Here is a 19,628-nt window from a genome sequence, read left to right as displayed (position 1 = left end):
CCTTCTAGCACACCAGCCTTCGAGACGATGCCGTTGATATGCCGCGTGCCCGCCCCGTTGCTCGCGGTGCAGATTCGTCCGCTACCGTCCGCGATGTCCAGGCGTTCAAGATCGATCGTCAAGCTAATTGCGCTGCCCGCGATGCGGTCGAGATCGATCCGCTCCCGCGCGTCGATGTCGAATGACATGGACGCGATATTTGCGCGCTGGCTTGCCTCGACGCGATATTCAAACAACGACCCAATAGACTCGCCGCCGGCGATGCGGCGCGGCACCAGCAAGCTTTCGGTGCGTTCATAGCCGCCCGGCCCGATGGTCTGGCGTTCAGGAAGAGCGGGGCCACGCATTCCCAGCATCTGCCACGCTTCGCGTATCACGGCGTGGCCTCGATCAACGTAGCGCCGCAGGCCGTTCTGTCGCCCAGAAACGCGACCAGCACGCCGTTATGGGTGCGCGGCCCGCTTGCCTTGATCGCGAAGTCGCCGCCGCACTTGGGGCATCGCACCAGATGGCCGTCCAGTACGACGCGCTGGCCGTTGTGCGTGAGGTTGGATGCGGCTTGCAGAATCTGGCCGCCATGGTCGGTGGTATCGCACATGCGCGCCACGTCTCGCCCGGTCTTGTTGTCTCGCATGGTCACTCCAGGGAATCCGGGCAGCAGGGTTGTTGCCCGAAAACGCTAAAATGGTCGCGATCAAGAGATTCTTGTATCCGAAAATTCTGAATTCGCAGGGTGTTTCGCGCGTCTGGCCGCGGAAATACTCACGCGATGGCCGATGATTTGACGCTCGACAAACTCGGCCCAATAAAAAACGACCCGGCCGCGCAAGCGACCGGGTCGTCGGATCCCACTGAAACGCCTTAATCAGGACGCCGATTTTGCATCCGGCTTTGCGTCCGCCTTTGCAGCATCGGCCTTCGCATCAGACTTCGCATCGAGCTGCTGGGTGCTCCAGCCGCCGCCAATCGCCTGAATCAGGCCGACAGTCGCGTCCAGGCGCCGCGTATCCAGTTCGAGCGAGCTGATCTGCGTGGACAGCTCCGTGGTCTGCGCCGTCACCACATCCAGGTAGCTCACCACGCCATCGCGATAGCGCGACATCGACAGCGTCAGCGTGCGTTGCGCCGCCGTGAGCGCCTCGTCCTCGCGCTGCGCCTCGTCGCCCAGATGGTGCAGCAGCGCGAGGTTGTCCTCGACCTGCTGGAACGCGTTGAGCACGGTGGCCTTGTAATTCGCGCCGTTCTCGTCGAGCTTCGCGCGCGCTTCGCGCACCTTCGCCTTGCGCAGGCCGCCGTCGAAGATCGTCTGCACGAGCGTCGGGCCGATCGACCACATTTCGTTGGGCGCGGCCAGCCACGGGCTGAACGTGTCGCTCTGGAAACCGCCGTCGAGGCCCAGCGACAGATCCGGGAAGAACGCGGCCTTAGCCACGCCGATTTCCGCGTTGGCCGACGCCACGCGGCGCTCGGCGGCGGCGATGTCGGGACGCCGTTGCAGCAGCGCCGAAGGCAGCCCGGCCGGCAGGTTCGGCAGGTGCGGGCGCATCGTGTCGGGCGCGACGTTGAAGTCGGATGCCGGCACGCCGATCAGCGTGGCGATCGCGTGCTCGTACAGCGCACGGCGCGCGCTCACGTCGTCGGCGGACGCCTGGGCGGCGGCCAGCTGGTTCTGCGCGCGCGACACGTCCAGATCGGACGCGATGCCGCCGCGATGGCGGCTCTCGGTCAGCTCCAGCGCGTGACGGTAGGCAGCAATCGTATCGTCGAGCAGTTTCGACTGCTGGTCGAGGCCGAGCAGGTTGAACCAGGTGGTCGCGAGTTTGGCCTGCAGGCTCAGTTGCAGCGAGGCGAGATCGGCTTCGCTGGCCTCGCTCGTTGCCTGACCGGCCTTGACCTCGTTGCGCACCTTGCCCCACAGATCGAGGTCGTAGCCGATGCCGACGTCGAGCGTGTTCGAGTTGTACACGTTCGGCTGACCGGAGCCGCGCAGCGGACGCAGCGCCGATTGCCGGTCGCGCTGGACTTGCGCGCCCAGGCCGATAGTCGGCAGCAGCGCCGATTTAGCCTGCGAGGTGAGCGCATCGGCTTCATCGTGGCGTGCGAGCGCGGCGGCGATGTTCGGGTTGGCCTGCTGCACCTTCGGCTCAAGCTGGTCGAGCATCGGGTCGTTGAAGACCTTCCACCAGCCGTCGCGCGGCAACTGGTCGGCGGGTTGCGCCATCTGCCAGCCGCCGGTTTCCTTGAAGTGCGTCGGCATGGCCGTGGCGGGCGCGTGGTACACGGGCGCGAACGAGCAGGCGCCCAGCAGGGCAGTCGTTGCGAGCACAACGAGCTTCAGGCGCGAATTCAAGCGTGCCTGAAAGCGCGAGCGCGAGCGCCCGCGCGCCAGGGAGGGCAGGGGAAACCGCTTAACCATGCGCGTGCTCCGCGTCGTGCGACGCGCTGGTGTTGCTGGCGGTGTCGCTCGCCTCGGTGGCGGCAAGGCGCACCACGTCGCCGTTCGCCAGCGAATCGGGCGGATTGTCGATCACGCGCTCGCCAGCCTTCAGGCCTTCGATGATTTCCACGCGCGTGCCCAGGTCGGTGCCGATCGTCACGTCGCGCAACTGCACCTTGTGATCCGCGCCCGCCACGGCGACCTGCATGCCGTGCGCGCGGAAGATCAGCGCGCTGGCGGGCACGAACAGCGCGTGCGCATCGCCGGGCATGGCCAGATGGACTTCGGTGTACTCGCCCGGGAACAGCATGCCCTGCTTGTTGTCGACGGAGAGCTGCACGAGCATCGTGCCCGAATCGGCCGAGATCGACTGGTCGGTATCGACGAGTTTCGCGTCGAACTTCACGCCGGGGCGCTCCGGCACGGTGAGCGTGGCGTGCATGCCGGGCTTGATCGAGGCCGCATCGCTCTGCGGCACGCTCACGTAGACGCGCAACTGGCTCGCGTCGGACACCGTGAAGAGTTCCGGGCCGCTGCCGCTGCCCGCGTCGATGAGCGCGCCCACGTCGGTCTTGCGCGCCGTCACCACGCCGTCGAACGGCGCGGTCAGGCGCTTGAACGATTCGAGCGCTTCGAGGCGGCGCACGTTGGCCTGGTTCGCCTGCACGGTGGCCTGCTTGGCGATCAGGTCGGAGGTCTTCTCGTCGGCTTCCTGCTGCGAGACCGAATCCTGCTTGAGCATCTCAGTCCAGCGCTTCGCGGTGGTGGCCGCGAGTTTTTCGTTGGCGATCGAGTTCTGCAGATCGGCGTTCGCCTGCTGAAGCTGCTGGTCGAGGTCGGGCGTATCGATCACGCCCAGCAACTGGCCCGCCTTCACATGCGTGCCGATATCGGCGTACCACGCGTGCAGGTAACCGGACACGCGGGCGTAGATCGGCGCGTTGATGTACGCGGCCAGGTGACCCGGCAGCACCAGCGCCTGCGAGGCCGGGCTCGGCTCGGGCAGCACGGTCGCGACCGTGGGCACCGATTGCGCGTCAGTCCAGGACGTGAGTTCCTGGTGCGCGTGCACGCGGCTGAACAGACCGCCGGAGACGATCCCGGCGGCGACCATCAGCGCCACGGCGGCGACGGACTTCAGGTGGCGCAGCGATTGCGGCGGGGCGATGTCGACTTCAGTGGACATGGGATTCTCCCTCGAGGGCGGGTTGTTCCAGAGTGGGGATGGTGGCGCGCGACTCATCATCGCCGTCGTCACCATCGCCGCGGTCATTGCGGTGCACGAGGCTGAACACCACGGGCACGAACAGCAGCGTCGCGAGCGTCGCGCACAGCAGGCCGCCGATCACGGCGCGCCCGAGCGGGGCGTTCTGTTCGCCGCCGTCGCCCATGCCGAGCGCCATCGGCGCCATGCCGATGATCATGGCGAGCGCGGTCATGAGCACCGGGCGGAAACGCGTGAAGCCCGCTTCGAGCGCGGCGCGCAGGGCGTCGCCGGTGGCCGCGAGCCGTTCGCGGGCGAACGACACCACCAGAATCGCGTTGGCGGTCGCCACGCCCATGCACAGGATCGCGCCGGTGAGCGCTGGCACGGACAGCGGCGTGTGCGTGGTGAACAGCATCCAGACGATGCCCGCGAGCGCAGCGGGCAGCGCGCAGACGATCACGAAGGCGTCGGCCCACGAATGGAAGTTCACGACGATCAGCAGGTAGATCAGCAGCACTGCGCCCGCGAGGCCGAGCAGCAGGCCCGTGAACGCGCTGTTCATGGTCTGCACCTGGCCGCGCATCGTCACGGTCGAGCCCTTCGCCACGTCCTTGGCGGTGGCATGGATGGCGGCCTGGATCTGCGAGGCCACGGCGCCCAGGTCGGCGCCCTGGGTCGTCGCGTAGATGTCGAACAGCGGCATGATGTTGTAGTGCGAGACCACGGCGTCGGCGGTGCCGCGCGTGATCGTGGCAATGCCGCCGAGAATCTGCGAGCCGCCCGTCTTGCTCGTGACCGGCAGGTTCTGCAGGTCGGAGAGCGTGGTCATGCGGTACTGCGGCGTCTGCGCGACGATCGGATACGACACGCCGTTCTTCGGATTGAGCCAGTAGGTTGGCGACACCTGGCTCGTGCCCGAAAGGCTCGCCACCACCGAGTTCGTCACGTCCTGTTCGGTGATGCCGAGTTCATCGGCGCGCGAACGGTCGACGGCCACGGTGAGCTGCGGGTAGGTCGACGCCTGCTGGATGCGCGGGTCGGCCACGCCCGGCACCCTGGCGACAAGGCGCAGCAGTTCGTTGGCGTACTTCTTGTTCGCTTCCATGTTCGGGCCGCTGACCTGCACGTCGATCGGCGCGGGCGCACCGAAGTTCAGGATCTGGCTGACGATGTCGGCGGGCAGGAACGAGAACGTCGTGCCGGGGAACAGGCGAGGTAGTTGCGTGCGCAACGCTTTCACATACTGGGCGGTCGGCGCATGGTTCTCGCCGAGCGAGATCATGATGTCGCCGTCCTGCGGCCCGATCGTGCCGCTATTGTTGTACGTGAGGTTGATACCGCTGTTCGGCAGGCCGATGTTGTCGATGATGCTGGTGAGCTGGTCGGCGGGAATCGCATGGCGCACGGTGTCTTCGATATGGTCGAAGAGATCGGCGGTTTCTTCCACGCGCGTGCCGATGGGCGCGCGCACGTGAATTTCGATTTCACCGGAATCGATATTCGGGAAGAAGTTGCGGCCAAGGAACGGCACCAGCGCAAACGACAGCATCACGATGGCGAGAAAGCCCACGACAAACGGCTTGCGATGCGAGAGCGCGAGGCCCAGCACGCCGCGATAGCCGGCGCGAATGCGTTCGAAACGACGCTCGAAACCGCGCTGGAACAGCACCAGCGGATTGCGTGACGGTTTGACGTGATCGTGCGCGCCGTGCGGCGCCATGACCGCGGCGAGTTCGCCCGATGCGTGGCCTTGCGAAGCGTGCGGCTTGAGCAGGTAACGCGCCATCATCGGCACGAAGGTGCGCGAGAGAATGAACGACGCGATCATCGCGAAGATCACCGACTCGGCCATCGGCACGAACAGGTAGCGCGCAATGCCGTCGAGCAGCAGCATCGGCACGAACACGATACAGATACACAGCAGCGAAACCAGCGCGGGCGCGACGATCTGCGCGGCGCCGTCGAGAATCGCGCTGCGCACGTCCTTGCCCTGTTCCAGGTGCCAGTTGATATTCTCGATCGTCACGGTGGCATCGTCGACGAGAATACCCACCGCTAGCGCGAGCCCCCCCAATGTCATGACGTTGAGCGTTTCGCCGCAGGCCGCGAGACCCGCGATGGCTGCGAGCACGGCGAGCGGAATCGACGCCGCGATAATGAGCGTCGAGCGCCAGCTGCCGAGGAACAGCAGGATCATCGCCGAGGTCAGCGCGGCCGCGATAATGCCTTCGCGCGCCACGCCGCTCACGGCGCCCTTCACGAACACCGATTGATCGCCCAGCGGCACGAGCTTGAGGCTGGGCGGCAGCGACTGTTCGATCAGCGGAAGCTTGGATTTCACGCCCGCGATGATGTCGAGCGTGGAGGCCGAGCCGTTCTTGAGAATCGACATCAGCACCGCGCGGTGACCGTCCACGCGCACGATATTGCCCTGCGGCGGATAACCGTCACGCACGTGCGCGACGTCGCGCATATAGATCACGGCGCCGTTCACTGTCTTGATAGGCAGGTTGTTGAGCGCCTCGATCGTGAGCGGGCTGTTGTTCAGGCGCACGTTGTATTCGAACTGGCCGATCTTCTGCGTGCCCGCCGGAATGATCTGGTTCTGCTGCGCGAGCGCATTCGCCACGTCCTGCGCGGAGAGCTTGCGCGCCTGCAGCGCCTGCGGATCCAGGTCGATCTGCACCTCACGCGTCTTGCCGCCGTAAGGCGTCGGAATGGCGACGCCCGGCACGGACAGCAACTGCGGCCGGATGAAGTTGGTTGCGTAGTCACCGAGTTGCTGCTCGTTGAGCTTGTCGCTCGTGAGCGCGAGCTGCAGCACTGGCACCGTGGACGCGTTGTAGTTAAGAATCTGCGGCGGCGTGGTGCCAGGCGGCATCTGCTTGAGCACGGTCTGTGAAACCGAGGTCACCTGGGCCGTGGCCGTGCGGATATCCACGGTCGGCTGGAAGAAGATCTTCACGATGCCGTAGCCGCGGAACGACTGCGATTCGATGTGCGCCACATCGTTGACGGTCGTGCCGAGCGTGCGCTCGTAGTAGGTGACGATTCGGCCCGACATGTCGTCGGGTTGCAGACCGGCGTAATTCCACACCACGCTGATCACGGGAATGCGGATATCCGGAAAGATATCGGTTGGCGTACGTAACGCAGCGAGCGGGCCAGCGATCAGGATCAAGAGGGCCAGCACGATGAACGTGTACGGACGGTTCAAGGCCAGCCGGACGATTTTCAGCATCAGAAGGGGCTCCGTTCAGAACATCGGCGTCGGTTTCCGTCGCGTACCGGTGCGCCCAGGCGGCGCAAAACAACGAGGAAAGTACGGGAAACTACGGAGGAACCGACGCCGGTATTGTCGCGGGCGGGGTGTAACGTCCAGCAACCAGACAGATGAAAGAAGTTTTATTTACTGGCCGGTTTTTTTAACAAAAAGGACTACGAAACGCTAAATTGAAACGTTTATCTGTTATTGCAACAGAAGCATTCAACCGAGCAGATAACCCGAGCCGCGTATCGTGCGAATCAGCGATGGCTCGCCTGGTGTATCCACGCGATTGCGCAGCCTGCCCACATGCACGTCCACGAGATTGGTGCCGGGATCGAAACGTCCGCCCCATACGCCTTCGAAAATCATCGTGCGCGTGAGCACCTGGCCCGCGTGACGCATCATGAATTCCAGCACGCGCAGTTCGGTGGGACGCAGGCGCAGGATCTTCTCGCGGCAGGTGAGCTTGCGCTTGACCAGATCAAGTTCGAGCGGGCCCACGCGCAGCACGGTTTCCGCAGCAACAGGACGCGTGCGGCGGCGCACGAGCGCTTCCACGCGTGCGGACATTTCGTCGATTGAAAAAGGCCGCGTGAGATAGTCGTCGCAACCGGCGCGCAGGCCCTGGATGCGTTCTTCCACGCCGGTGGTGGAACTCATCACGATCACGGGCGTTTCGATGCCTACGCCGCGCATGGTCGTGACGATAGTGAGGCCGTCCAGGTCGGGCAGGCGGCGCTCAAGTGCGATCACGTCATAGTCGCCTGCCATCACCATGGCGATGCCTTCGCGGCCGGAGCGCGCGACATCGACAGTGAAGCCTGTCTGGGCGAGCGTGGGAACGACGCTTTGTTCCGTGACGGCGTCGTCTTCGATGGTCAATATTCTGGGCATGGCTTTCCAGGTGTCGATCAGTGCCGATCAGGCGGCAAATTGCGCGACGGCGCGCAGTGCGTGCGGCATGGCGTGAGGAGCGGGCGCGATATGTGCCTGCATCTGCGTCTGCGTGGGATGGGAGCGGAACTGCTCGACGGCGAAGTCGATAAAGCTGCGCACTTTCATCGTGAGGTAATTGCGGCCCGAATACACGATGCAAACGTGCTGCATGCCGCCGTTCACGTCGTACGCGTTGAGCACGGGCAGCAGCACGCCGCGCGCGATATCGTCGGCGACGAGCGGCAACGGCAGCAGCGCCACGCCCATATCGGCGAGTGCTGCCGCGCGCACCGTTGCGTACCCGCTCGCCGTGAGCGGGCCGTTCACGTTCACGCGCTGCACGCCTTCGGCATTGGCGAATTCCCAGCTGCGCGGCGCATCCGACACCGCGAGCAGGTCGTGTTGCGAAAGATCGGCGGGCGAACGCGGCATGCCTTTGCGCGAGAGATAGGCGGGCGTGGCCACGACCAGTTCCTTCACCGACGTGAGCTTGCGGCTCACGAGCGAAGCGTTCACCTGCTGGCGGTCGGTGGCGAAGCACACGTCGAAGCCGCCTTCGATCATGTCGATATGGCTGTCGTACGCCGTTACGTCGAAATCCACCCGCGGATTCACGCCGCGATACGCGCCCAGCAGCGTGCTGAGCGCGCCGCTTGCAAACACCGAAGGCGCAGCGATGCGCAGCACGCCGCTCGGGTCACGTGTGGCGCGCACGAGTTCGGATTCCACTTCGTCGAGCTTGTCGATCACGGCGCGACAGCCGTCCAGATAGAGACGGCCTGCTTCGGTCAGCGAAAGACTGCGCGTGGAGCGGTTCAACAGGCGCATGTTCAAGTGCGCTTCGAGCATGCCGACGCTGCGCGTAACCGCCGCGGCGGACATGCCGAGTTGCTTGCCCGCGAGGCTGAAGCTGCTCAGGTCGACAACGCGCGTGAAAACGCGCATGGCTTGTAGCTGGTTCATGTGGCGAGTCCGTGCCGATAAGGGCGAGAATGCTCAGGGCGGCGCGCAGCATGCCCTGAATGGAAGGGACGAACGGGCGCAGCGCACGCGTGAGCAATCACGCATGACGGCGCTGGCCCGCTCGCGCTGCGCGCGGGTCTGTATTCACGAGTTGAACGGTTGGCGCGGCAGATTATTCCGCTGCGCCGCGTGTTGCCTAATTCGGCAACGCGTGCATGGGAATGCGCGCCTCGCGCTGCGCGGCGGCTTCGTGCGCGCTCAGTGCGTCTTTCAGGCGTTGCATGCTTTCGGTGGGAATGGCGAAACCGGCCCAGCCAAGGCCGGTGTGGCGCAGGAACACCACTGCGCCGTCGAATAGCGGATTGCGTTCGGTGTACCAGCACGGATCGATTTCGAGCACGTACTGATGCGAGCGCAAAGGCTGCTCGGGCACGGCAGGGCGCATTTGCGCGCGCAGTTTGCTCAACTCCTCGATGAGGCCATCCACGTCGGCCGTATCGAGCAGCGCGGCATGGCCGTCGATATTCACGCTGACCGCGTGCTCGCCATATTCATTGATGAGTTCGACCGACATCGGCTTTTGCATGGTGCGTTCCTCGCAGTCCAGAAACTGGAAGGAATTATCGGTTCCGGCCCGGCATCGGTGTTTTAAGTTGCCGCTCACTCAAGATGAAAACTAATTTAAAAAACGGCGAGAGGTGGGGAGATTTACGGCTGTGCAGATGGTGGGACGGGGCGGCGCAAAGGCCCGAACGACAAGGAAGTTCGCGCGTTAAATGACAGCCGTGTCATTTAACGCGCGAACATGAAAATAATCCGCAATGGACTATTGCATTTACCAGCGATAATTCATGCCTGCAAATACCTGACGGCCGTAGCCATACGCACAGTAATTGCCGATATAACACGACGCCACGTAAGTCTTGTTCAACAGGTTCTGCGCGTTGACATAAACTTCGGCGCCTTTCAGGCGCGGGATCGCGTAACCGAGGTCATAGCGCAGCGCCGCATCGACGAGGAAGAAACTGCGTACCTGGAAGCTGTTGTCGGTGCTATAGGTCGCGCCCGTATAACGGCCGCCGCCGCCGAACGACAGACCCGCAAGCGGGCCGCCATGAATCGTGTAATAGGCCCAGAGCGAGGCCTGGTTCGACGGAATCGCGGCAAGGTGCTTGTCCTGCAAGCCGCTGTTGTCCTTCGTGTAAATCGTGTTCAGGTACGTGTAGCTTGCGGAAACATCGAGCGAACGCGTGAGGCTCACCTTCGCTTCGAGTTCGACGCCGCGCGAGCGCGCCTCGCCGGCCTGCGACTGATAGTTCGGGTTGGTCGCATCGGTGGTGAGCAGGTTCTTGCGCGTCAGGTCGAAGATCGCCGCCGTGAACAGCGCGTTGTAGTGCTTCGGCTGGTACTTGACGCCCAGTTCATACTGGCGGCCGCGTTCGGGATCGAAGGCCTTGCCGTTGATGTCCGTGCCCGACTGCGGTGCAAAGGACTCCGAATAACTGAAGTACGGCACGATGCCGCTGTCGAACAGGTAGCTGATGCCGCCGCGCCACGTCATGGCGTGATCGTTCTGCCACTGGCGCGTGTTGTCGGTGAGGTCGTTCGTGACGGTGTTGGCCCAGTCCTGGCGCACGCCCACCGTCATCAGCACTTTCTTGTAACGCAACTGGTCTTGCGCGTAGACGCCGTATTGATTGCTGCTGGCGCGCGTGCGGGTGAGCGCGGGGTAATCGACGGCGGCGCCGTACACGGGATTGAACACGTCGATCGAGGGCGCGCTGCCGAAGCCCGTCGCGTAGTCCGTGCCCATGTGCTGGTAGTCGAAACCGGCGAGCACGGTGTGATCGACGGGGCCGGTGGAGAAGTTGCCTTCCACCTGGTTGTCGACGGCGAACGAATTCAGCTGCTCGTACGAGACTGCCGTGGCGCGGTCGAGCGTGCGGTAATCGTCTTCGAGGTTGCTGCCGTAGACGCTCGCGTAGTCCTGGCTGATGTGATAGTAGCGCGCGTTCGAGCGCACCTTCCACGTGTTGTTGAACGCGTGTTCGAACTGGTAGCCCACCGCTTCCTGGGTGCGGCTGAAGCGCTCGAAGCTGGCTTCGCCGTCATAGAAGCCGCGCCCGATAGTGCCGAGCGGATCGTACAGCACCGTGCCGACCGCGGGCACGCTGCCATAGGACGTGCTGGCCGGATCGCGCTGATAGAGCGCGTAAAGCGTGAGTGAGGTCTTGTCGTCGGGGCGCCACGTGAAGGAGGGCGCCACGGCCACGCGCTCGTTGCGCGTGCTCTCTACCTGGCCGTCTTCCTGGCGGCCGATGGCCGTAAAGCGATAGAGGTAATGCTGGTCGCCGGCGATGGGGCCGGAGAAGTCCATCGTTGCCTGTTGATGGCGGTCGTTGCCGAACTCGACGCCGACTTCGTGATACGGCTGCACGGTCGGCAGCTTGCTTTCCTGGTTGATCAGGCCGCCCGCGCTGGCCTGGCCGTACAGCACGGACACCGGCCCGCGCAGCACTTCGATGCGATCCATCAAATACGGATCGACCTGCGGCGTCGTGTACATGCCGCTGCCGATCTGCTTGAGGCCGTTCCAGTACGTATCGGCGCTGAAGCCACGGATGTTCAGCATGTCGTAGCGCGTGGCGACGGCGCCGCGCGTTTCGGTGCTGACGCCCGCTTCGTAGCGCACGGCCGCGTTGAGCGTCTGCGCGTTCTGCTGGTTCATCTGGTCGCGCGTGACCACGGAGATCGACTGCTGCGCTTCGACGATGGGCGTGCCGGTCTTGGTCGCCGTCGAGCTCCATTTGGCGACTACGCCTTCGGTCGGGCCGTAGGGGCTGTCGTTCTGCGCGGCGACTTTCACGGTGGGCAGCGTGGCGTCGGCAGCCGAAGCGGCTGTATCGGCTGCGGCTGCGCGCGCTCGCACGAGCCACACACCCGTGCTGCTCTGCGCGATCTCCAGCTTCGTGCCTGCGAGCAGCTTGCCGAAACCGTCGGCCACCGAGTAGCTGCCGCGCAGGCCAGGGCTCGCAAGACCGTCGACGAGACGCGCATCCAGTTGCACCGTCACGCCCGCCTGCACCGCGAAATCGGACAGCGCCGTGCCGAGCGGCCCTGCTGGCACGTTATACGACTGGCTCGCGGCAGCTTGTGCGGCAAACGCAGCCGGAGCCGCGCAAAGCCCGCCTAGCGCGAGGCTGGCCGGGATGGCGCGCAAGGCCAGCGCGACGGCGGCGCTGCGGGTGGCGAACAAGGGAAAGCGCGGGCGGGCGGCGGGGCGCGCAACGGACTGAATGGCGCGGCGGGGCCGGCGTGCGGACATGGAAACTCCTGATCGTGCGGTGTGTGTTGAATCGGTTGATACGTGCTTGACACGCGAAATCAGGAAAGGGGACACGCTTGCGCGAATATTTTTATGAGGGCGCGCTGAAGGTGGAAAAACGTCAGGCCGCGCCGCCAGTTTGTCCAGGCTGCGGCTGCGGCCCCGGCGCGACGGTTACCCAATAGCGCGTGCGCCAGATCACCTGCACGGGCAGCGTTTCGGGCAGCGCGGCGAGGATGTTGTCGGTATCGGCGAGCTGGAACGCGCCGGAGATGTGCAGGTCGGCCACCGCCGGATCGCAGCGCACGAGACCCGGCCGATAACGGCTCAACTCGTCGAGGAAATCGGCCAGGCGCACGCGCTGCGCGAACAGCACGCCGCGCGACCAGTCCGCGCCGTGCGGATCGGCGCTCGTGGGCGCATCGATGCTGTCGGCCGTGAAGCGCGTCTGCTGCCCGGCGACGACGACGCGCGCGAGATGCGGCGCATCGGCGGGCGTGACTTCGACCGCGCCGTGGAACACGGCCACGCGCGTACCGCTGTCCTCGCGCACCACAAAACGTGTGCCGAGCGCACGGATGCGCCCATCGTCGGTCTGCACGATGAAGGGCCGCGCGGGCACCTGCGGATCGGGCGCGGTATCGACGAGGATTTCTCCCGTATCGAGCCGCACGCGCCGCTCGTGCGCGTCGAACGCGACGTCGAGCGCGGTGGCGGTGTTCAGGTCGACGCGCGTGCCGTCGGCAAGCATCAGCGTGCGGCGCTCGCCGGTGCCGGTGCGCGCGTCGGCGCACCAGACGCGCCACGGCGTCGTACGCCACGCGAGCCAGCCCGTTGGCCCGGCAACCAGCAGCAGGCTCAGCGTCTTGAGCGCGGCGCGTCTGCGCGCGTGGTCGATGCCCGCATGCGGCTTGCCGCGCTCGGCGCGCGCGAGCGTCGACATGCCCACCTTCGCGGGCAGCACGTCGAACTTCGCATTGAGCCGTTCGGCACGCTGCCATGCGCGCGCGTGTTCGGGGTGCGCCGCGCGCCAGCGCGTGCAGGCGTCGATGTCCTCGGGCGTGGGATTGTCGGCCAGGCGCACAAGCCACTCGGCCGCCGCGCGCGCCACGGCGCGTTCTAGCGGCCGGCGATCGTCGTCGGCGTGGTTATCGAGGCGCGCGCTCACAACGCGATCATCAGGCAGGCTTCGAACGCGTCCGCCATGTAGCGCTTGATGGTGCGAACGCTCACTTGCAGGCGTTCGGCGATCTCGGCGTAGGTCAGCCCTTCGAGCTGCGCGAGCAGGAAGGCCATGCGCGCCCTGGGCGCGAGGCTGTCGAGCATCGCATCGACTTCGTGGAGCGTTTCGAGGATCACGAGGCGCTCCTCGGTGGACGGCGCCTGGGGCTCCGGCAACTGCGCGAGCGCGGCGAGAAACGCCTGTTCGAGCGAGAGGCGCCGGTAGTGATTGAGCAGCACGCGGCGCGCGACCGTCGTGAGATAGGCACGCGGCTCCAGCAGATCGGGCGCGCCCAGGCGCTCATGCGCGCTCAGGATGCGCAGGAAGGTGTCGTGCGCGAGGTCGGCGGCCTCGAAGGCGTCGCCAAGCTTGCGGCGCAGCCAGCCATGCAGCCAGCCGTGATGGTCGCGATAGAGCGCGTGCACCTGCTGTTGCGCGTCGATCAGGACGGCGGACATCGAGCAAACCCCTTTTTTACCCGCGCCGCTAGCCGGTGCAGTCGGTCTGTCTATGCGACCGGAATACGAATGATTTGCATTTATATCCTGATGTTACGGTTTGTGCAACAGAATCGCCGCTAAAAAAAGGGGACGCGAACGTCCCCTCCTTACTCTTCAGTCCGGCCGCACGCGCAGCACTCAACCCGCATCCCGCACCGCCGCCTCGCGCAGAAATTCCAGCAACAGCGCATTCACCTCATCAGGCCGCTCCTGCTGGATCCAGTGCCCGGCCTCGGGCAGCAGCACCTTCTTCGTCAGGCGCGGCACGTGATCCTGCAACTGTTCGTAGGCCTTCGCCATCATGTGGATCACGCCGTCCTGCTCGCCCGCGACAAAGAGCGTGGGTTGCTGGATGCGCGCGCCGTCGAGGAAGGGCGTCAGCGCCCAGTTGCGGTCGAGGTTGCGATACCAGTCGATCGAGCCGCGAAAGCCGCTTTTCGTGAACTGCGCGGCGAAGGTATCGAGATCGGTGGCCGAAAGCCAGCCCGGCAGCGTGTCGGGATACGCAAGGCTATCGACGAAACGCTGGTTCTTTTCGAAGCCAATAAAGCCCTTGCGCCGATGCTCCGGATGACGCCGGCTCTCGCCGCCCGCCGTGTAGTAAATGCCCAGCAGCGAGCGGCGGATGTCCGCTTCGAGTTCGCGCTCGACGCGGCCAGGCAGCTGGAAATAGTCCTGATAGAAGTGCTTTTCGAGCGTATGGGTCTGGAAATACGCTGCGGGACGCACACGCGAGCGCGGCAGGTACGGCACGCTCAGCAGCGCCAGCGCGCGGAACATGTCCGGGCGCAGCAGCGCGGACGTGGCCGCGACGATCGACCCCCAGTCATGCCCGGCGAGGATCGCGCGCGTCTCGCCGAGCGCATGCACGAGACCGACCAGGTCGCCGGTGAGGTTGAGGATGTCGTACGAGGCGGTGTCGGCGGGGACTTCGGTGTCGCCGTAGCCGCGCTGGTCGGGCGCGACCACACGAAAACCCGCGGCGGCAATCGCCTCGATCTGGTGCCGCCACGAGTACCAGGACTCGGGCCAGCCGTGGCAGAGCAGCACGAGCGGCCCTTCGCCGTGCTCGACGTAGTGCATGCGGATACCGTTCGTGTACGCGTAACGGTGGGCGAATGATGCGCTCATGGAGGCTCCTCGGAGGTTCGCTGCCCACGCACGATAGCAGAATTCGTCTCAAAAAGAACGATCGATCTATTTCATCGTCACTGGGTGGTGGATTCGGCTGCTTCCGTCGTGACGCTGTGCGATGAAATCACGCCGCCTGGCGTGTCCGGCGCAAGCGTGCCCGTACGCAGCCAGTGCAATGCCAGCGGCCACAGCTGCGTTTCAAAGCGGCTGTGGAAGAACGCGAAATGGCCGATTTCCCGCACGCCGATCTGGGCGGGCGCGATGCGCAGATGCGTGCGCGGCGCGTGCGTGAAACAACCGAGCAGGCGTTCGATGGCGGCGACGGTGCCGAAGGGATCGTCGGTCACGCTCACTGCGAGAATCGGTGCGGCGAACGCGGCCAGGCGCTGGACGAGCGCCGCGCGCTCCTGCGCAGAGCGCGCAATGGGCGCATGCACATAAGTGTCTTCGAAGCGCGCGCGGCTGCGGCTCCATGACAAGGCGACGCCGCGCGGCGTGTCTTCCATCCAGCCCAGCCGCGAAGCCGGGAAATAGCCGCAGGCCCGGGCGAGGGCGGGCATGACCAGATGCCACTTGAGCAGCATCGGCAGGCGGCTGCGCAGCGCGTAATCGCGCCAATGGGCGTACTGCGCGCCGACCGTGAACACCCGCCGGATCCTCGCGCCGGAAGGCGCAAGCCCCGTCACGAAGCCGCCGATGCTATGCGCGACCACATCGACGGGCTGACCCGCAAACGCCCCGCGTGCATGACGCAGCACGGCTTCGAAATCCTGCTCTCCCCAGTCGAGCCACGAAGCGTCGAGACCGGCAAGCCGCTCGGGCCGCGATTCGCCGATACCGCGGTAGTCGTACACGAGCACGTCCCAGCCATGCCGATGCAGCCACGCGGCGAAGCGAAAGTAATAGCGGCAGCGCACGGACGTCGCGGCATTGACGATGGCGAGCGGGCGCGGTTCGTCGTCGACTTCGGGCGTGCGATGCCGCCAGACGAAGCCGCCGAGCCGGAAGCCATCGGCGGCATGCAGGAAGATCGGTTCGGACATGGGAGCACAGGAATGGTGACGCTGCCCGCCATTGAACTTGACCCGCGCGCCCCGCTCAATCAATCTTCATGCATCGCTCGCATGAGGTGCACGCATGTCAATTCCGCTCGTCAAGCTGCCGTCGCTCGACTTTATCCGTGGCTTCGTGGCTGTGGGAAGGCGCATGAGCATCACGCTCGCCGCCGAAGACCTGTGCCTCACGCAGTCCGCCGTGAGCCGCCAGGTCAACGCGCTCGAAACGCAACTGGGCGTGCGCCTGCTCAATCGCGGCTATCGCTCGATCACGTTCACGCCCGAGGGCGAGCGTCTCTTTCGCGCCGCCGAGGGCGCGGTCGCGCAGCTTCAGGATGTCGTCGACGCGCTGATGCAGCCGCGCGTGCGCCAGCCCGTGACGATCACGGCGAGCCTGGGCGTGGCCGGTCTCTGGCTGTTGCCGCGTCTGGGCGCGTTGCAGGAGCGCCATCCCGGGATCGACCTGCGCGTGGCGGCGACCGACAAGGTGCTCGACCTGCGCGCCCAGGGCATTGATCTCGCGCTGCGTTACGCGCCCGCGCATGCTTCACCTGGCGCGTTCGCCACGGCGCACCGGCTCTATGAGGAATATGTGACGCCGGTGGCGCATCCTTCGCTGGGCGTGACGGCGCTCGACGCCGCTACGCTTGCGCGCCACGTGCTGCTGGAATTCGACGGCCCGCGCCGTCCGATGCTGCGCTGGCCCGACCATCTGGGCGCGCTCGGACTCGACAGCCAGCCTGCGCGCGGCGTGCTGCGCTTCAACCGCTACGACCAGGTGATCCAGGCTGCGCTCGCGGGGCGCGGCATCGCGCTGGGCCGCCTCGCGCTGGTCGAGCCGATGCTGGCGGACGGGCGGCTCGTGGCGATCCGCCAAGCCGCAGAATCCAGGCCGCCCGAGCCGACCGGCTACGCCTACTGGCTTCATCAGGCCGATGCCGCACCGCGCGCCGATGTCAGCGCCGTCGTCGAATGGATCCTGGAGGAGGTGCGCCAGGGACCGGCTTCCGCCCTTGTCAGTGGCCCGGTTTCGGCTTGACGCGGCTAAAGCGTTGCTCGGTGACGGTCGCGCCCCACTGTGCGCCTTCGGCTTCCTCGCGCAGCGCGAAGCCGAACGACTCGTAAAGATGGCGCGCCGCATCCAGGCCCTTGAACGTCCAGAGCCAGGTCTCCTGAAAACCCTGCTCGTCGACAAAATCCATCGCGCGCGTCATCAATTCACGGCCCATGCCGGAACCGCGCAAGCCATCGTCGACGATAAACCAGCGCAGGTGGGCGGTGCCCGTGTGCGGATCGCCGTCGATAGCCAGCGAGGCCAGTGTGCGGCCGTTCTCGACGCCCAGCCAGAGCGCCTTGCCCGCCGCGGGGAGCGAGCCCGCAAACGCCGCCAGTTCCGTCGCGACCCGCTGCTCGAAGAACGCGCCAAAGCGCCAATGCGTGGCGTAAAAGCGTGCGTGCAGGCTGGCGATATCGCCGATGCAGCCTGGCCGGTAGCCTTCTTCGATCTGCGGGCCGCCTGGCTCCGCGGTCGAAGGCTTCGCGCCATTGTCTTGCGCCAGCGCATCGGCATAGAGCGCCAGCGAGCGCAGCAGCGCCTGCTGATCGGCGGGCAGCAGGCGGCGCAGCGCGCTGGATACCTGCTCGGTTGCGAAACGGTCGATCCGGCGGCGCAACGTCTGGCCTTGCGCCGTGAGATGGAGTTCGGACGAGCGCGCGTCGGCGGGTGACGCGCGCCGCTCGACCAGACCGTCGGCTTCCAGTCGCGCAATCTGGCGGCTCGTGTTCGATTTATCGAGCCGCAATGTCTGCGCCAGATCCCGCGCGTTGATGCCCGCCCGCATGCCGATCTCCAGCACGGCATGGACGGCAGACGGCGCGAGGTCGCTGTCGGCCAGCGTCGAACGCATGAAGCCCAGTTCGCGAACCAGTTTTCGCGAGAAGTCGCGTAGTTCGAGGATGGTGGCGTCGCGGCTTTGCGCGGGGGAATCGACGAAATCCATGGTGGTTCCCAAAGAGAGGGTGTGTCGAACCCATGATAGTTGCGGATCGCAACCAGTTCAAGTCTCGATGGCGGGCGTCGCATGCGCCGCATGCATGCGAAAACCGCTGAAAACTCACTTGAGCACGTCCCCTCGTGCGCGCTCTACTGCGAGCATGGCCCGCGTATCGAGGAGACAGCGGTGAGGGATGCAGAAGACGTATGGCGGCAGCGCTGGCTGCTGGTGGTGGCGGGTGGCGTCGTGATGGGCGCGGCGCTGGGCGTGCGTAACGTGCAGGGTCTGTTCCTGCTGCCGGTGACGCTCGACCGTGGCTGGACGCGCGAGACCTTCGGCCTCGCGCTTGCCTTGCAGAACCTGCTGTGGGGTGTCGCGCAGCCGCTTACCGGCATGATCGCTGATCGGTTCGGATCGGCGCGCGTGATCTTCGCGGGCGCGGTGCTCTATGCGCTGGGTCTCGCGGTGATGGCGCAGGCGTCGTCAGTGGGTGCTTACACCTTCGGCGTGGGCCTGCTGATCGGCATTGCGCTCTCGGGTACGGCGTTCGGTGCGGTCTATGGCGCGCTCTCGCGGCTCTTTCCCGCCGACAGGCGCGGCTGGGCGCTGGGCGTGGCGGGCACGATCGGCGGGCTGGGGCAGTTCTGGATGGTGCCGCTCGCGCAAGGGATGATCGGCTCGATCGGCTGGGCGTCGGCGATTGGCGTGCTGGCGGTCGTGATGCTGGCGAGCGCGCCGCTCGCGGCGTGCCTGCGCGACCGGCCCGCGAACGACGTCGCGCGCCAACATGCGGGCGACACGATCCGGGCCGCCGTGAAAGAGGCGCTTGCGCATCGCGGCTTCTGGCTGCTCAATCTGGGCTTCTTCGCGTGCGGCTTCCAGTTGGCGTTTATCGGCGTGCATCTGCCGGCGTACCTGCTCGACCGCGGCATGAGCGCGCGCGAGGCGAGCATGGCGCTGGCCATCATCGCGCTGGCCAATACGGCGGGGACGTTTCTGTGCGGCTATGCAGGTGGCTTCCTGCGCCGCAAATATCTGCTGTCGGCCATTTACTTCACGCGCGCGGCCGCGATGGCGCTGTTCATTGCGCTGCCGCTCACGCCCGTGAGCCTCTATGCGTTTGCCTTCGCGATGGGGCTGACGTGGCTTGGCACGGTGCCGCTCACCAACGGCATCGTTTCGCAGGTATTCGGCGTGCGGTATATCGCCACGCTGTTTGGCTTCGTGTTCTTCGGGCATCAGCTTGGCGGCTTCTTCGGCGTGTGGCTGGGCAGCGTGGTGTTCGATGCTACGCATTCCTATGCATGGTTGTGGTACGGGTCGATCTGCCTGGGTGTGCTGTCCGGCCTGCTGCATCTGCCGATCGACGACCGCCGCGTCGTGCGCATCGATGCTGGCGTGGCTCAGCCAGCATGAAACCTGTGTGGCTCGCAGCCGCAGTCGCGGTATTACTGATCGTGTCGAGCGCGGTAGCGTTTGCGGGCTGGCTCACGCCCGCTGCGCTGCTGGCGGTGCTGTCCGGCCTCGCGTTTTGCGGCTGAACGTTGCATGCACAGGGAAAGGAAGGGTAAGGAAACGGGCCTCATC

Annotated in this window: 16 protein-coding genes and 1 pseudogene; 3 read left to right on the top strand and 14 right to left on the bottom strand. The window is 65.6% G+C overall.

The window, feature by feature from the left end:
* The 13 genes and pseudogenes from BBA01S_RS21100 to BBA01S_RS42025 all read right to left on the bottom strand — a co-directional run.
* A pseudogene (locus BBA01S_RS21100) lies at positions 1-356 on the bottom strand (hypothetical protein); the annotation flags it as partial.
* A gap of 17 nt (positions 357-373) precedes the next feature.
* Positions 374-634, bottom strand: coding sequence for a PAAR domain-containing protein (locus tag BBA01S_RS21095; RefSeq protein WP_027818193.1), 261 nt, complete (start codon positions 632-634; stop codon positions 374-376).
* A 231-nt stretch (positions 635-865) separates the two neighbouring features.
* Positions 866-2,350: an efflux transporter outer membrane subunit gene (locus BBA01S_RS42045; RefSeq protein ID WP_042297610.1), complete on the bottom strand. Its 1,485-nt coding sequence runs from the start codon at positions 2,348-2,350 to the stop codon at positions 866-868.
* Positions 2,351-2,408: 58 nt separating this feature from the next.
* Entirely contained in the window at positions 2,409-3,623 is a 1,215-nt protein-coding gene (locus BBA01S_RS21085; protein WP_027818192.1) for an efflux RND transporter periplasmic adaptor subunit, read from the bottom strand.
* The gene (locus BBA01S_RS42040) at positions 3,613-6,885 is read right to left on the bottom strand and encodes an efflux RND transporter permease subunit (protein ID WP_084162396.1); all 3,273 of its coding nucleotides are present in this window, start codon (positions 6,883-6,885) and stop codon (positions 3,613-3,615) included. The genes BBA01S_RS21085 and BBA01S_RS42040 overlap by 11 nt, the downstream gene beginning before the upstream one ends.
* A 246-nt stretch (positions 6,886-7,131) precedes the next feature.
* Positions 7,132-7,806 carry a response regulator transcription factor gene (locus tag BBA01S_RS21075; RefSeq protein WP_027818191.1) on the bottom strand — a complete coding sequence of 225 codons (675 nt, stop codon included), beginning with the start codon at positions 7,804-7,806 and terminating at the stop codon, positions 7,132-7,134.
* A gap of 27 nt (positions 7,807-7,833) precedes the next feature.
* Positions 7,834-8,811: a LysR family transcriptional regulator gene (locus tag BBA01S_RS42035; RefSeq protein ID WP_042297609.1), complete on the bottom strand. Its 978-nt coding sequence runs from the start codon at positions 8,809-8,811 to the stop codon at positions 7,834-7,836.
* Between the two features lie 196 nt (positions 8,812-9,007).
* Complete coding sequence (locus BBA01S_RS21065; protein WP_027818190.1) at positions 9,008-9,397, bottom strand: hypothetical protein; 390 nt, start codon at positions 9,395-9,397, stop codon at positions 9,008-9,010.
* Between the two features lie 249 nt (positions 9,398-9,646).
* Positions 9,647-12,136 (bottom strand): TonB-dependent siderophore receptor, encoded by a 2,490-nt coding sequence (locus BBA01S_RS21060; protein ID WP_084162394.1) that lies wholly within the window; start codon positions 12,134-12,136, stop codon positions 9,647-9,649.
* A gap of 121 nt (positions 12,137-12,257) precedes the next feature.
* A complete protein-coding gene (locus tag BBA01S_RS42030) occupies positions 12,258-13,304 on the bottom strand; it encodes a FecR domain-containing protein (RefSeq protein WP_042297608.1) in 1,047 nt (348 codons plus the stop codon).
* Positions 13,301-13,816 carry a sigma-70 family RNA polymerase sigma factor gene (locus tag BBA01S_RS21050; RefSeq protein ID WP_042297607.1) on the bottom strand — a complete coding sequence of 172 codons (516 nt, stop codon included), beginning with the start codon at positions 13,814-13,816 and terminating at the stop codon, positions 13,301-13,303. The genes BBA01S_RS42030 and BBA01S_RS21050 overlap by 4 nt, the downstream gene beginning before the upstream one ends.
* Before the next feature lie 180 nt (positions 13,817-13,996).
* The gene (locus BBA01S_RS21045; protein WP_027818187.1) at positions 13,997-14,989 is read right to left on the bottom strand and encodes an alpha/beta fold hydrolase; all 993 of its coding nucleotides are present in this window, start codon (positions 14,987-14,989) and stop codon (positions 13,997-13,999) included.
* 77 nt (positions 14,990-15,066) lie between these two features.
* Entirely contained in the window at positions 15,067-16,035 is a 969-nt protein-coding gene (locus BBA01S_RS42025) for an alpha/beta hydrolase family protein (protein ID WP_052391820.1), read from the bottom strand.
* A 94-nt stretch (positions 16,036-16,129) separates the two neighbouring features.
* Between BBA01S_RS42025 and BBA01S_RS21035 the strand changes: the two genes are divergently transcribed.
* Positions 16,130-17,086: a LysR substrate-binding domain-containing protein gene (locus BBA01S_RS21035; RefSeq protein WP_027818186.1), complete on the top strand. Its 957-nt coding sequence runs from the start codon at positions 16,130-16,132 to the stop codon at positions 17,084-17,086.
* Here BBA01S_RS21035 and BBA01S_RS21030 read toward each other — a convergent pair.
* Positions 17,064-18,047, bottom strand: a complete 984-nt coding sequence (locus BBA01S_RS21030) for a bifunctional helix-turn-helix transcriptional regulator/GNAT family N-acetyltransferase (protein ID WP_027818185.1) — start codon at positions 18,045-18,047, stop codon at positions 17,064-17,066. The genes BBA01S_RS21035 and BBA01S_RS21030 overlap by 23 nt on opposite strands.
* Positions 18,048-18,290: 243 nt before the next feature.
* On the opposite strand from BBA01S_RS21030, the gene BBA01S_RS21025 reads away from it, so the two are divergent.
* A complete protein-coding gene (locus BBA01S_RS21025) occupies positions 18,291-19,457 on the top strand; it encodes an MFS transporter (protein WP_084162414.1) in 1,167 nt (388 codons plus the stop codon).
* Entirely contained in the window at positions 19,454-19,582 is a 129-nt protein-coding gene (locus tag BBA01S_RS48465; RefSeq protein WP_281176980.1) for a hypothetical protein, read from the top strand. Before BBA01S_RS21025 ends, BBA01S_RS48465 begins: the two co-directional genes overlap by 4 nt.
* Positions 19,583-19,628 lie beyond the last annotated feature (46 nt).

This window comes from Paraburkholderia bannensis NBRC 103871, assembly GCF_000685015.1.
GTDB lineage: Bacteria > Pseudomonadota > Gammaproteobacteria > Burkholderiales > Burkholderiaceae > Paraburkholderia > Paraburkholderia bannensis.
The sequence above is the reverse complement of the archived record's forward strand: the minus strand, read 5'-3'. Positions and strand labels throughout refer to the sequence as shown.

Bases quoted from the DNA above. Each gene is read 5' to 3' on its own strand.
- BBA01S_RS21095 (WP_027818193.1), bottom strand. From the start codon at position 634: ATGCGAGACAACAAGACCGGGCGAGACGTGGCGCGCATGTGCGATACC.
- BBA01S_RS21085 (WP_027818192.1), bottom strand. From the start codon at position 3,623: ATGTCCACTGAAGTCGACATCGCCCCGCCGCAATCGCTGCGCCACCTG.
- BBA01S_RS42040 (WP_084162396.1), bottom strand. From the start codon at position 6,885: ATGCTGAAAATCGTCCGGCTGGCCTTGAACCGTCCGTACACGTTCATC.
- BBA01S_RS21075 (WP_027818191.1), bottom strand. From the start codon at position 7,806: ATGCCCAGAATATTGACCATCGAAGACGACGCCGTCACGGAACAAAGC.
- BBA01S_RS42035 (WP_042297609.1), bottom strand. From the start codon at position 8,811: ATGAACCAGCTACAAGCCATGCGCGTTTTCACGCGCGTTGTCGACCTG.
- BBA01S_RS21065 (WP_027818190.1), bottom strand. From the start codon at position 9,397: ATGCAAAAGCCGATGTCGGTCGAACTCATCAATGAATATGGCGAGCAC.
- BBA01S_RS21060 (WP_084162394.1), bottom strand. From the start codon at position 12,136: ATGTCCGCACGCCGGCCCCGCCGCGCCATTCAGTCCGTTGCGCGCCCC.
- BBA01S_RS21050 (WP_042297607.1), bottom strand. From the start codon at position 13,816: ATGTCCGCCGTCCTGATCGACGCGCAACAGCAGGTGCACGCGCTCTAT.
- BBA01S_RS21045 (WP_027818187.1), bottom strand. From the start codon at position 14,989: ATGAGCGCATCATTCGCCCACCGTTACGCGTACACGAACGGTATCCGC.
- BBA01S_RS42025 (WP_052391820.1), bottom strand. From the start codon at position 16,035: ATGTCCGAACCGATCTTCCTGCATGCCGCCGATGGCTTCCGGCTCGGC.
- BBA01S_RS21035 (WP_027818186.1), top strand. From the start codon at position 16,130: ATGTCAATTCCGCTCGTCAAGCTGCCGTCGCTCGACTTTATCCGTGGC.
- BBA01S_RS21030 (WP_027818185.1), bottom strand. From the start codon at position 18,047: ATGGATTTCGTCGATTCCCCCGCGCAAAGCCGCGACGCCACCATCCTC.
- BBA01S_RS21025 (WP_084162414.1), top strand. From the start codon at position 18,291: ATGGGCGCGGCGCTGGGCGTGCGTAACGTGCAGGGTCTGTTCCTGCTG.
- BBA01S_RS48465 (WP_281176980.1), top strand. From the start codon at position 19,454: ATGAAACCTGTGTGGCTCGCAGCCGCAGTCGCGGTATTACTGATCGTG.